The organism is Cochlodiniinecator piscidefendens (assembly GCF_011326755.1).
Taxonomy (GTDB): Bacteria; Pseudomonadota; Alphaproteobacteria; order Rhodobacterales; family Rhodobacteraceae; genus Cochlodiniinecator; species Cochlodiniinecator piscidefendens.
The window spans coordinates 93,529-106,427 of the sequence record NZ_JAAOIE010000007.1 but is presented as its reverse complement, the minus strand read 5'-3'; the positions used below and the strand labels follow the sequence as shown (position 1 = coordinate 106,427).

The window sequence follows — 12,899 nt, the reverse complement described above, 5'->3', positions numbered from 1 at the left end:
ATTCGTATCCAATCAAACTTGATTGGCAAATAAACCGCTCACATAGAGCGGACTATCAGGAAGAGGTAAAAATGAAAAAATCCGTATTTCTTGGCGCGCTAACCGTTGCTGGTATCGCGGCTGGCGGAGCATCCGCTGGTACGCTTGATGACGTGGTTGCACGCGGCACGTTGAACTGTGGTGTGACCACAGGTCTCGTTGGTTTCGCTGCGCCAGATGCAAACGGTGTATGGGATGGCTTTGACGTTGGCATCTGCCGCGCTGTTGCCGCTGCTGTGTTAGGTGACTCACAAGCAGTTGAATTTATCCCGACCACTGGTAAAACGCGTTTCACTGCGCTTGCTTCTGGCGAAATCGACATGTTGGCACGTAACACAACATGGACATTCTCACGCGATGTCGATCTTAAATTCGAATTTGTTGGTGTAAACTACTATGACGGTCAGGGCTTTATGGTTCCGGCTGAATTGGGTGTGACATCTGCAAAAGATCTTGATGGCGCAACTGTATGTATCCAAACTGGTACAACAACAGAGCTGAACTTGGCTGACTTCTTCCGTGCAAACGGCATCAGCTATGAGCCAGTGCCAATCGAAACTAACGCAGAAGCACAACAGCAGTACCTAGCTGGCGCTTGCGATGTTTACACAACTGATGCATCCGGCCTAGCCGCGACACGTGCAACCTTCGAAGATCCAGGCGCACACGTTGTTCTTCCTGAAATCATCTCAAAAGAGCCACTCGGCCCGCTTGTTCGCCACGGCGACAATGAATGGGGCGATGTTGTTCGTTGGACTCTGAATGCACTTATCTCTGCAGAAGAGCTAGGCGTGACATCAGCAAACATCGGTGAGATGTCAATGGAAGCCGGTAACAACCCAGAAATCAACCGTTTGCTCGGTACCGAAGGTAACTTGGGCGAAATGCTTGGTTTGTCTGCAGATTGGGCTAAAAACGCGATCGCAGCTGGTGGTAACTACGGCGAGCTGTTTGAAGGCAACATTGGTGAGAATACGCCGGTTGGCTTGTCGCGCGGCTTGAACGCACAGTGGACAGATGGCGGCCTACTTTACACGCCTCCTTTCCGCTAAATACATCCTGCAAAGGGCGTGGTTTTCCACGCCCTTTGTATTTTTATTGACCGAAAAAACACCCTAGACATGAATGAGCGCCTAAGCGCCGAAAGAGCTAGGGATGACGGGGAAGTCTTACATGACTACATTGACCGAGCCTCCGAAGGAGACGTTTCGGCTGTCGATGCTAATTTACGATACACGCTATAGATCTTTGACCATTCAGGTCGTGGCGTTGATCGGATTTTTAGTTTTGATCGGCTGGCTAATTAATAACACGATGACAAATCTTGAAACCCTGGGGAAAGAACCAAACTTTCGCTTTCTATGGGAACCAGCAGGATATGACATCAACCAACGCTTACTAGATTACACATCACAAAGCCCACACATTCGCGCAGCTGTAATTGGGGTGCTGAACACTTTAGTTATCGCCGTGATGGGTTGCATTACCGCAACAATAATCGGTGTTATTGTCGGTGTTCTTCGCCTCTCAAAAAACTGGATCGTTTCTCGCCTGATGGCGGTTTACGTTGAGACTTTCCGGAACGTGCCTGTGCTGTTGTGGATCGTCTTCACCATGGCCATTTTGATCGAAACTCTGCCTGCGCCGCGCGCGTTTCGGGGTGACAATGCTACGGCTTCGATGCTTTTGGATAACTCTGTAGCGATTACAAATCGCGGTGTTTATATTCCAGAGCCGCTATTCTCGCGTGGTCTAGGGGACATACCAGTCTTTTGGGGTACTTTCGAAATTAGCCTGGATCTCATGGCGGTTATTGCGGTCCTTATCGCTGGTTTCTACGCATCTAAACGCATCCGTATGCGCGCAGATAGCATTCAAGAAGCAACAGGTGAGCGTCCTACAGTTTGGTATCAGCGGATCGCTGCGGTTGTCGTCCCGTTGGGCGTACTACTCTATGCGCTTGGGTTTTACCTCGGCTACCCTGAACTCAAAGGGTTTAACTTTACCGGTGGGACATACCTTCGGAACTCTTTGATTGCTTTGTGGCTGGCGCTTTCGCTCTATACTGCAGCGTTTATCGCTGAGATTGTGCGCGCAGGGATTTTGGCTGTTTCTCATGGTCAGACCGAAGCCGCAGCCGCGTTGGGCATTCGTCCGAACCGTATCATGCGGTTGGTCGTTCTTCCGCAAGCTATGCGCGTTATCATTCCACCGTTGATTTCCAACTATCTGAATTTGACCAAGAACTCCTCTTTGGCCATTGCAGTTGGTTATATGGATATCACAGGGACCTTGATGGGGATCACTTTGAACCAAACGGGTCGGGAATTGGAAACGGTTCTACTCGGAATGTTGATATATCTCACGATTTCTCTCAGCATCTCTACGGTGATGAACTGGTATAATAATCGTCTTAAGTTGGTGGAGCGGTAATATGAATGAAGTCTCTTTTGTCCGCACCGAAATGTTGGAGCAAGAAGCACCACCAGCCTCCACGGTGGGTGTTATAGGTTGGCTACGTGCGAATCTGTTCTCGAACGCACTTAATTCTGTGCTGACGATTATTGCGCTGTTTTCAGTATTTTCGTTGCTATACGGGTTTTTGCCTTGGGCATATTCACCAACATGGGCTGCGGCGTCACTAAGCGAATGCCGTGATATATTGCACAGCCTAGGTAGAGAAGGACACTTTTCCGGCGCTTGTTGGGGGGTTGTTCGTGACCGTTGGGTGCAGCTGTTATTCGGCTTCTACCCAAGTGAACACTACTGGCGTCCAGTATTAGCGTTCTTCCTGACCTTCGCCGCATTGGCCCCTGTTCTTTTTGCAGAAAAGACTCCTGCAAAAATGATCTGGGTGTCAGTTCTGTATCCTTTTGTGATGCCTTGGTTGTTGTGGGGCGGCACAGTTTGGACACCGGTTGTTGCGCTTCTTGGATTTGTGGTGGGGATATATGTTTATCGTACCGTCACCGCGGCAATGGGTAGCTTGTTCGGGTTGATCGCAGCGGTTGTCGCAGCTGCCATTTGGTGGTTGTTTATTGCATCCAGTGTATCGAGCGGCCTAGCAGGGATTCTCGAGCTAGCGATGGAACCAGTATCTAGTCGTCAATTTGGTGGGCTGATGCTCTCCCTGACAATTGGTATCGTCGCGATTGGTTTTTCCTTGCCACTTGGGATTGTTTTGGCACTGGGCCGGCAATCAGACCTGTTGATCGTAAAGGCACTTTGCGTTGGATTCATTGAATTCATTCGTGGCGTACCATTGATTACCCTGCTGTTTGTCGCGTCAACTTTGTTGAACATTTTCATGCCCCCGGGCACGAACTTTGACATCATCATGCGGGTCATCATCATGGCAACCTTGTTCTCATCTGCCTATATGGCCGAAGTGATCCGGGGTGGTTTGGCAGCGTTGCCCAAAGGCCAATACGAAGGCGGAGATTCATTGGGTCTCAACTATTGGCAGGCGCAGCGCTTGATCATCATGCCGCAAGCGTTGAAAATCTCGATCCCTGGGATCGTGTCAAACTTTATCGGTTTGTTCAAAGACACAACACTTGTGTCTGTGATTGGCTTGCTTGATCCACTTGGCTTGTCCACCGCTATTCGTGCGAATGCAGAATGGAACGGCGTTGTTTGGGAACTTTATGGTTTCATAGCACTACTGTTCTTCGTCTTCTGTTTTTCTATGGCCCGCTATTCCATGTACTTGGAGCGTAAGCTTCAAACTGGTCACAAATAAGGAGTTCACCAAATGTCTGAACTTTCCACATCACGCGAAATCGACCGTTCTAAAATGCAGGTCTCTGATAAAGTCGCGATCCAAATCAATGCCATGAACAAATGGTATGGCGCGTTCCACGTGCTACGCGACATTAACCTGACGGTTAATGAAGGTGAGCGTATCGTTATTGCTGGGCCTTCGGGTTCGGGTAAATCAACGCTGATCCGTTGCATCAATCGTTTGGAAGAGCACCAAAAGGGCGACATCATTGTTGACGGGATCGAACTTACCTCGGACCTTAAAAACATTGATAAAATTCGGTCTGAAGTTGGCATGTGCTTCCAGCACTTTAACTTGTTCCCGCATCTGACCATTCTGGAAAACTGCACGTTGGCCCCCATCTGGGTGCGTAAGACGCCTCGTAAAGAGGCGATTGAAACTGCGATGCACTTCCTTGAAAAAGTTAAGATTCCTGAGCAAGCAAACAAATATCCGGGTCAGCTTTCGGGTGGTCAGCAACAGCGTGTTGCGATTGCGCGTTCGTTGTGCATGAAGCCGCGGATTATGTTGTTTGATGAACCGACTTCGGCTTTGGATCCTGAGATGATCAAAGAGGTGTTGGACACCATGATCGAACTCGCGGAAGAGGGCATGACCATGCTTTGCGTAACGCACGAGATGGGCTTTGCCCGTCAGGTTGCGAACCGCGTGATCTTTATGGATCAGGGGCAAATTGTTGAACAAAATGAACCAGAAGAGTTCTTTAACAACCCACAAAGCGAACGGACTAAATTGTTCCTCAGCCAGATTTTGGGCCACTAAATACCAGCCCATAAAACGAAAGAAATCCCGGCCATGCGCCGGGGTTTTTGTTTGAAAAATCACGTATACTTTTTATGCATACGAATTTGCGGAAACCTAAAAGTCACGCGGTACGACGAAATCTAAAACACGTGCTGATTTCGGTTTAATGTCGGTCCAATTGTCTACAGAAAATTCGGCAACCATGGTGGCGCACGTAGGATACCGGCCAAATTGTGAGTGCTGTGGGGGCGTAATTGTGATGAGGTCGGCCAATTCTGCAATGCCCGGATTGTGAGCAACGACCATGACCGTTTTCCCTGTGGCGGCCTTCAACAAATCGAACATTGCGAAATCCGGAGCCAGATAGAGTCTTCTCGTAAAGCTAGGTTCCGGCGCTGATGAAAACGTGGATGAGAGCCGTTTCCATGTTTCTCGCGTGCGGGCGGCATCTGAGCAGAACACCTCATCTGGGACATACCCATTTTCCTTCAGCCATTCTCCAACTTTAGGTGCTGCTAAGCGTCCGCGCTCATTTAGAACGCGTTCATGATCTGAGGCGAAAGGATCATCCCAATCTGATTTCGCGTGACGTGTGAGGATGAGGCGTAAAGTCATGAATCTAGGAACGCTTTCATATGGAATTCGGATTGTTGGGGAAGCCTAGGATAGGTCTGGCTTATAGGGCAGATACGCCGGGCGCGACAGCCCCTGGTGAGGCATTCGTAGCCCTCAGGGCGCCGCAGAAACGCCTTGCAGCGTGGTACATCGTAGCTGGTAGGTGTTAGGGCGTCGACGGGGCATTCTGTTGTGCAAGGTGCGGCGCAAGCATTACAGGGAGATGGGCCGCCTTTGGGGAGGGAAAGCCGAGTGGGCAGGGTAATTGCGCCGCGAAAAGACACAAATAAGCCGGCGGAATCATGCACCATTAAGTTAACCGGGGACGCCCATGCCCGGCCAGATTTTAGGGCCCATTGGAAAAACGCAGGATAAGAGGGCCCGTCGCTTGGGAATTGAGGTGAACCGCCAAGTTTGTCAGCGAGGGGGGCAATGATGCGTTTTGACCAACGATCCATTGGATCAGGCTGACCGTCTGTATATTCTGGAGATGTAGAAAAAAGACGCCAGAATTCGGGCTCATTCGGCCCCAGCATCAGGATTGTTTTACACCCTTTAGGGGCAGGTGTGTCTGCGCCAGGGTTAAGTGCGGCAACGATATCAAGGCCAACGGCCTGAACCTGAGCAAGGGCATCGCTGTAATTCATTTTTTGAACGGAAGCCACAGGCTCCATCCCAAGCGAGAAGGGCGATCATCCTGCCATTGAAGGCCGATGGTCATATTGTCATGGCCGCCTTCTGGTTGGGCAATATAGGTGCCAAAAAGCCGATCCCAAACTGATAGTGCAAAGCCGTAGTTGCTGTCTGCCTCATGGCGTTTGTCAGAATGGTGAACGCGGTGCATATCAGGCGTTACAAGGATGCGGCGTAAAACCTGATCAAAGCCCAGCGGAAGACGCATGTTCGCGTGATTAAACATTGCAGTGCCATTCAGCATGATTTCAAAAATGAGGATAGCAATTGCAGATGGACCGATGATGTAAACAAGCCCGATTTTCAGTATCATCGACAATGCAATTTCAATCGGGTGAAACCGAATGGCAGTGGATACATCTATGTCACGGTCGGCGTGATGAACGCGATGCAATTTCCACAGAATGGGCACCTTATGCGTGATCAGATGTTGTAACCAGATTGCAAAATCAAAAAAGAGAACGGCGAATATGCCCTCGACCCACAGTGGAAAGTCGAGAAAATTTAATAGACCCCAACCGTTGGCCTGAGCGTCAATTGCCGCGCCAATTGTCAGGAGAGGCAGAACAAGTGCCACCGCGCGCAGTGTTAGGGAATCCAAAACGATGATCGCCCAATTGGTCAGCCAGCGTCGCGCCCGGGATTGGGTGCGGATGCGGCGAGGTGCATAGGCTTCGGCAGCTGCAAAGACAGCAAACAGGCCAATAAAAACCGCAAGGCGAATGGTAGCTTCGTTCTCCATGGACAGAGGGTAAGCTCGGTTCGCCTTGCGGGTCAATGGGTTAGGTGCCGGCCATGCTGACCTTTTGGGGCAGATAGGTCATCACAACTGTGTTAAGATCAATCAGTTTAATGTAGTCGACGTTTTCTGGCGCATCCATGAAGGTTTCTGAGGCGGCTTTCGCGGCGGCTTCGTCTGACCAAAATGCGAGATCTTCCCAACCGTCGTCGGTTTTAATTAGGGTACGGTAGTGAAACCCGGGCTGTGCCTTAATCCAATTGCCTGATGTTTCCACCGCGGCCATAAGGTCTGCTTCGTTTGTATTGGGAAGCGTGCGAAAGGTTACGCGTTCAAGGGTGTTGGTCATTTTGATACTCCGATTCACATGGCCGTTGTGGCCTGCGATCGTAGTAGCAGGGGGCTCCTGACAGCCTTGTGTCAGGAGTGATCCGCGCGAATGATAGAACCTGCACCATGCTCGGTGAATAGTTCGAGCAAGCAAGCATTTGGTGCGCGTCCATCGAGGATAACTGCGGCGCGAACACCGCCTTTGATGGCCGTGAGACAGGTTTCGGTCTTGGGAATCATACCACCGGCGATGACGCCTTCCTTGGTGAGTTCAACGACATGATCTGCGGTGAGTTCGGTCACGACTTCGCCAGAGGCATCTTTCACGCCGGCAACATCCGTTAACAGAAGCAGGCGATCTGCGTTTAGTGCAGCTGCAATCGCGCCAGCGGCTGTATCACCATTGACGTTAAATGTTTCGCCGTTGCGGCCCGCGCCAAGGGGGGCAATCACCGGAATGGTGTTGTTGGCAAAAAGATCGTGTAGCAATTCGGGGTTCATATCGGCAGGGGTGCCGACAAAACCAAGGTCCGGGTTGGTTTGATCACAAATCATGAGATTGGCGTCTTTACCGGAAAGGCCAACCGCCTTGCCTCCTTGGGCATTAATGGCTTGAACAATACGTTTGTTGACCCGGCCGGACAGCACCATTTCGACGACTTCGACTGTGGCTTTATCGGTGACACGTTTTCCGTTCACGAAATCGGATTTGATATCGAGGCGCGATAGCATGTCATTGATCATTGGGCCGCCGCCATGAACGATCACGGGGTTGATACCAACTTGCTGCATCAAAACGATGTCACGGGCAAAGGTATTCATGGCTTCGTCGTCACCCATGGCGTGACCGCCAAATTTGATAACAACGATGGCCCCATCGTAGCGCTGCAAATAGGGCAGGGCTTCGGATAGAGTACGGGCGGTGGCAATCCAATCACGGTTCATAGCGGTCTGTTTCTTCATCTTAGTGTCCTTGGTTTACCGGAGTTGGCAAACGGCGCAGTATGCGCAAGAAAATTCCGAGGGGTGTGCAGTTTAAATCAATGTGGCAATGATCGCACGCAAAGTCGCAATGCCGTCGCCTTTCTCTGACGATGTCACAACGATTTCGGGGTAGGCGGCGGGGTGCTTGGCCAAGGCTTCGCGTGTTTTTTCGATGGTCTTCTCACGCTCGTGCGGTTTAACTTTGTCGGCTTTGGTCATGACTACTTGAAACGCAACCGCGGATTTATCCAACAGTGACATGATTTCATTGTCGACGTCTTTGACCCCATGGCGTGTATCAACCAACACGAAGGCCCGGCGCAGAGTTTGGCGGCCTGATAGGTATGATTTCAGCAGCCGCTGCCATTTGGCGACGACGGCCACGGGTGCATTGGCAAAGCCATAACCGGGCAAATCGACCAGAAAATGTTCTTCACCCTGGGTAAAATAGTTTATCTCTTGGGTGCGTCCAGGCGTATTTGACGCGCGTGCCAACCCTTTGCGGCCGGTCAAGGCGTTGATCAGGGACGATTTCCCAACATTAGAGCGACCAGCAAAGCAAACTTCGATTCGATCAGCGGGAGGAAGGCCGTCCATCGCGACCACGCCCTTTAGGAAATCAGTATCGCCTGCGAATAGCATGCGACCTTTTTCTGCGGTGATGGTGTCTGGTTCTTCGGCGATGGGGAAGCGGATTTGCATTACAGAATCTCTGCTCTATCAGTGATGGCAACGGTGCCTGCTTTGGTCACGACACCATAAACGCCAAACTGTTGATGACCCAAGGATTTCAATGCACCAAGTGTGTCGGCATCGATAACCCCGGTTTCTGGGTTGGCGGTGGTTGCGCGGCAGCGTGTGATTTGCTCGCGAATTTCGAGTTCAGCTGACCCAATGCGAAGCGTTTTCCCAACCATACTGGCCTCTTCCCAAGCGGGAAGGTTATCGAGCCAGATATTGCTGCGCCATCTGAGGGGCGACAATTCCCGACCCAGTAATTCAGAAAGAGCCGCATTTGACGCAGTATTGGTGATCGCCACAGATGCAAATTCGCTGTCGGTGATACCGCGGCCATTGGCATGGGTGATCCCGGTTGAGGCGGCGCGGTCTGACGGCATCAGGGGAGTTACCCAATTGATGAACTCAGCGGACTGCGTGTTAGGATCAAAGGTGATTTCGGATAGGTCGGGGTGGCGCAAGGTAAGAAGGCCTGTGCCTTCGTCATATTTAGCCTTGATGGCCATGAGATGGGGGGCTTTGGCACCACGAGAAAAGTTAGCGCATGAAGCCCAAGCACCGCCAGTGGTTTTTGCGGCTTCATGGAGTACCGCCCAATGACGATCCATTGGCAGGCATTTTCCGATCTCTAATGGTGTGCTGCTAAGTACCTCCACCCCATGCGCTTTGATGGGGTGGCGGTAAATTTTTGAAACGGTGATCATTTGGTTGGGGCCGATTTATCACGCTTAAACGCCTTAAGGACGTTGCCTAGCACGTCGGGTTTGTACCCTTGACTGCGCATAATAAAGTATTGCTGCCCAAACGTGATCGTGTTGTTCGCAATCCAGTACAATACCAAGCCAGATGGAAAGCTGCCGAGCATGAACATAAATATCCACGGCATCCATGCGAAAACCATCGCTTGTGTTGCGTCTGTTGGGGCTGGGTTCAGTTTTTGCTGCAACCACATAGAGATACCCAAAATCAAAGGGAGGATACCGATAAAGATTGTCGCAAGAATGGTCCCGGCTTCCGGTGCGGCCCAAGGCAAGATGCCCCAAAGGTTATAGAAGGACGAGGGATCAGGTGCGGACAGATCTTTGATCCAGCCAATCCAAGGTGCTTGACGCAATTCGAGGGTTACGAAAATCACTTTGTATAGGGAGAAGAAGATCGGAATCTGTAGCAAGATGGGCAGGCAGCCCGCCGCTGGATTGACCTTTTTCTCTTTGTAGAGCTTCATCATTTCCTGTTGGAGCTTTTGGCGATCATCGCCTGCGCGCTCTTTTAGTTTTTCCATTTCGGGTTGGATTTCTTTCATCCGCGCCATAGAAACATATGATTTATATGCAAGTGGTAGAAGCAACGCTTTGATCAGCAGGGTTAGGGCAATGATTGACCAACCCATGTTGCCGATGACACTGTTTAGCCAATGCAATACAGCAAAGATTGGCTTTGTCAGGAAGAAGAACCAACCCCAGTCGATTGAATCGAGAAAGCCTTGGATGCCGGAGCGTTCATAATCGCGAATGGTGCTCCATTCTTTTGCACCTGCGAATAATCCACTTTGCGCGGTGGCTACCGTACCCGGGGCAATTGAAACGGTCGGCTGGCGCACTTCCGTTAGATAAATATCTGCGGCGGAATAATATTTTTCAACCGCCGTAAATGCTTGGCCTGGAGTTGGGATCAGAGTGGTCATCCAGTAGTGGTCTGTGAAACCGATCCAACCATTTGCTTCGACCGGAGTACTGGAAACACGCGCGCCTTCGCGTTCTGAATAAACCAGATCGACCATGTCGTCATAGTCCGTTTCAGCCAATTCACCGTCGGCCATACGAATAGCGCCTTCGTGAATGATGAAGAACCCTTTGAGGTCATCTGGTTCCGTATGGCGAACGATTTGCCCATAAGGGCGCAACGAAACTTCGACACCGGTGTTGTTTTCGACCGATTGCTCAACTTGGAACATGTAGTTGTCATCAACAGAAACAGTGCGGCGAAACACCAGGCCCGCATCGTTGGACCATACGAGGGTAACAGGTGTTTCCGGGGTCAATACATTGCCAGATTCAATTTGCCATAAGGTTTGGCCATTGGGCAATGCGCCGCCGCCTGTTTCACCTGCGGAGGTCCAGCCATATAGCGTGTAATATGCGTCTGCTTCGCCGGAAGGACGGAACAATTCAACGTTGGCAGAATCAGGTTCCAATGTGAGACGGTAATCAGACAATGTAAGCGTATCGATACGACCACCGATAAGGGACATTGAACCGGACAAACGCGGTGTTTCGATCAAGATGCGGGGCGCTTCTTCTGTCAATGCGACAGCAGGTGCCGCGCTTGCAGAGGCCTCAGCCGGAGGCGCAACGCCATCAGACGCAGCAGTCGTTGACGCATTCGGTAGTGTGTTTGGATCCTCAACAGGTGGTTCTGGTGAAAACCAAGTTAGCCAGACCAGCAGCACAAGGCCACTGAGCGCCATTGCAAGAATGAGGTTTTTGTTTTGATCGTCCATCCGCGGCCGTCCATCCATCATGTTCTGAAGTCAGTGAGGTTGAATAGCGCTGAGAGCGAAAGGTCAAGCAGTTTTGGGGGAAAACCTTAGAGAAGCGCCAAGAATGGGCGATTAAAAGCTACGTTGCGCGTCAAAGGGCTAAGGATTTCGAGTTAATTGGTTTTGCGCCCAATTTGAGGTGCACGCGCAAGTTTCGCCGAATGTTTGTTTAGCCAAGGTGCGACATCTGCGAATGGCATAGGTCGGGCGATTCCGAAGCCTTGGACATGAGCACAGCCCAATTGGGATAGCATTGCATGTGCGCCTATCGTTTCTACACCTTCGGCCAGAGTGTCGAGCCCTAAACGTTCAGCCATCGTGAGGACCGCAGAAATCATTCGCTGTTGTTCAGCGTCGTCTTCGACCTGTAAAACAAAGGAGCGATCAATTTTGATGCGACTGATTGCAAACTGCCGGATGTTGGAGATCGACGCATGTCCTGTACCAAAATCGTCTAAATCTATACTGCAGCCCATTCCTGCAAGCGTTTCGATGTTACGGGTAACAATATCATCGCCTTGACCAGCAACGACGGTTTCTAACACTTCTATACATAATCTTTCGGGGGCGATTTCGTAGCGATCAAGTTCCCATTGGATTTTAGTCGCGAGTTGAGGGTTGGAAAGTTCTTGCATGCAAAAATTCACACCAACCATCGGAACACGGATGTTTTCAGTATCCCAATCCCGTATGGCGCGTAAGGTTTGCCCCAATATAACTTCGCCCAAACGTTCGCTTAAGCCGGCTTCTTCGATTGAGGGGAGAAATTCGCCCGGGGAGACTAATCCCTTTTTGGGATGTTGCCAGCGCGCAAGTGCCTCTAGTCCGGATAACTCTCCAGTATCAGTGGAAATTTGCGGCTGAAACCATGGTATGATCTGGCCGGCCTCCAAGGCTTCTGCAACTTCTTCAAACATGAGATTTCGAGCGCGGGCGGCGCGATACATTTCGTTTGAGAACGAACGGATTGAGCCATGACCAGCTCTGTTTGCCTCGGTGAGAGCTGTTTCAGCTGCGTTTAGCATTGATTCGCCGCTTGGTTCGGGGCTGCGGGATGCAAGGCAAAATCCAATGCTACAGTTTACTGCTGCAGTGGCCGCGCCGACATTAAAGGGTGCGGTTATTGCATCTTGAATACGGCTGGCAATTTGAATGAGCGCTTCGAGGTCGGCGCGTTGAACAGGCGCAAGAGCGATAGCGAAGCTTGCTGCTTCTGTTCTGGCAATGGTATCCATGCTGCGGGTACTGGCCCTGAGCCTACTGCTCATTTGACGCAGGACTTCTTCGGATGCTCTATGCCCAAATCGGTCGGTAATGGTTTTGAAGCCATTAAGTTCAACGACCAAGCACGCGGTGGTTTTCCCTGTTTTAGCGGCACCTGTAACGGCGTCGTCTAGGTCTAATAGAAGCGTGTCGCGCAGGGTAAATCCTGTCAACGCATCTTGGGGACGCGATTGGTGCGCTGCTGGTTTTGATGTGCGACCAAGAAGCAAAAAAAGTGCAGGAGTTAGGAGGGCAACGCCTATTAACCCAGTTTCGCCACCTACCCAAAAAGCGATAAGCGTCGCCGCAGGGAGAAAGGCAAAAAGCTCTGGCCCGTTGATAACATCACGCAAACTGTTCGCGGCTCTTTGGGCCCAAATCCACATATATCTCGTCCTGTCTATGGCGAACGTTTTTCGCCCTATTCAATC

At 50.9% G+C, this 12,899-nt stretch carries 13 protein-coding genes; 4 read left to right on the top strand and 9 right to left on the bottom strand.

Annotation, left to right across the window (positions count from 1 at the left end; genetic code table 11):
* Positions 1-71: 71 nt before the first annotated feature.
* The 4 genes from G9C99_RS15725 (at position 72) to G9C99_RS15710 (ending at position 4,585) form a co-directional block, all read left to right on the top strand.
* Positions 72-1,091 carry an amino acid ABC transporter substrate-binding protein gene (locus G9C99_RS15725; protein WP_166418476.1) on the top strand — a complete coding sequence of 340 codons (1,020 nt, stop codon included), beginning with the start codon at positions 72-74 and terminating at the stop codon, positions 1,089-1,091.
* A gap of 121 nt (positions 1,092-1,212) precedes the next feature.
* Entirely contained in the window at positions 1,213-2,472 is a 1,260-nt protein-coding gene (locus tag G9C99_RS15720; protein WP_166418475.1) for an amino acid ABC transporter permease, read from the top strand.
* Position 2,473: 1 nt separating this feature from the next.
* Complete coding sequence (locus G9C99_RS15715) at positions 2,474-3,781, top strand: amino acid ABC transporter permease (RefSeq protein WP_166418474.1); 1,308 nt, start codon at positions 2,474-2,476, stop codon at positions 3,779-3,781.
* Positions 3,782-3,793: 12 nt separating this feature from the next.
* Positions 3,794-4,585: an amino acid ABC transporter ATP-binding protein gene (locus G9C99_RS15710; RefSeq protein WP_166418473.1), complete on the top strand. Its 792-nt coding sequence runs from the start codon at positions 3,794-3,796 to the stop codon at positions 4,583-4,585.
* Between the two features lie 96 nt (positions 4,586-4,681).
* On the opposite strand, the gene G9C99_RS15705 is transcribed toward G9C99_RS15710, so the two are convergent.
* The 9 genes from G9C99_RS15705 to G9C99_RS15665 all read right to left on the bottom strand — a co-directional run bounded on the left by G9C99_RS15705 (position 4,682) and on the right by G9C99_RS15665 (position 12,854).
* Positions 4,682-5,182 (bottom strand): SixA phosphatase family protein, encoded by a 501-nt coding sequence (locus G9C99_RS15705; protein WP_166418472.1) that lies wholly within the window; start codon positions 5,180-5,182, stop codon positions 4,682-4,684.
* The gene (locus tag G9C99_RS15700) at positions 5,179-5,847 is read right to left on the bottom strand and encodes a ferredoxin (RefSeq protein ID WP_331460020.1); all 669 of its coding nucleotides are present in this window, start codon (positions 5,845-5,847) and stop codon (positions 5,179-5,181) included. Before G9C99_RS15700 ends, G9C99_RS15705 begins: the two co-directional genes overlap by 4 nt.
* Positions 5,826-6,617 carry a sterol desaturase family protein gene (locus tag G9C99_RS15695; protein ID WP_166418471.1) on the bottom strand — a complete coding sequence of 264 codons (792 nt, stop codon included), beginning with the start codon at positions 6,615-6,617 and terminating at the stop codon, positions 5,826-5,828. Before G9C99_RS15695 ends, G9C99_RS15700 begins: the two co-directional genes overlap by 22 nt.
* A gap of 40 nt (positions 6,618-6,657) precedes the next feature.
* On the bottom strand, positions 6,658-6,963 hold the full coding sequence (locus G9C99_RS15690; protein WP_166418470.1) for a hypothetical protein: 306 nt from the start codon (positions 6,961-6,963) through the stop codon (positions 6,658-6,660).
* 71 nt (positions 6,964-7,034) lie between these two features.
* Positions 7,035-7,907 (bottom strand): acetylglutamate kinase, encoded by an 873-nt coding sequence (gene argB, locus G9C99_RS15685; RefSeq protein ID WP_166418469.1) that lies wholly within the window; start codon positions 7,905-7,907, stop codon positions 7,035-7,037.
* 72 nt (positions 7,908-7,979) lie between these two features.
* On the bottom strand, positions 7,980-8,630 hold the full coding sequence (yihA, locus tag G9C99_RS15680) for a ribosome biogenesis GTP-binding protein YihA/YsxC (RefSeq protein WP_166418468.1): 651 nt from the start codon (positions 8,628-8,630) through the stop codon (positions 7,980-7,982).
* Positions 8,630-9,370, bottom strand: coding sequence for an MOSC domain-containing protein (locus G9C99_RS15675; protein ID WP_166418467.1), 741 nt, complete (start codon positions 9,368-9,370; stop codon positions 8,630-8,632). The genes yihA and G9C99_RS15675 overlap by 1 nt, the downstream gene beginning before the upstream one ends.
* The gene (gene yidC, locus G9C99_RS15670) at positions 9,367-11,166 is read right to left on the bottom strand and encodes a membrane protein insertase YidC (protein ID WP_166418466.1); all 1,800 of its coding nucleotides are present in this window, start codon (positions 11,164-11,166) and stop codon (positions 9,367-9,369) included. Before yidC ends, G9C99_RS15675 begins: the two co-directional genes overlap by 4 nt.
* 152 nt (positions 11,167-11,318) lie before the next feature.
* A complete protein-coding gene (locus G9C99_RS15665; protein ID WP_166418465.1) occupies positions 11,319-12,854 on the bottom strand; it encodes a putative bifunctional diguanylate cyclase/phosphodiesterase in 1,536 nt (511 codons plus the stop codon).
* Positions 12,855-12,899 lie beyond the last annotated feature (45 nt).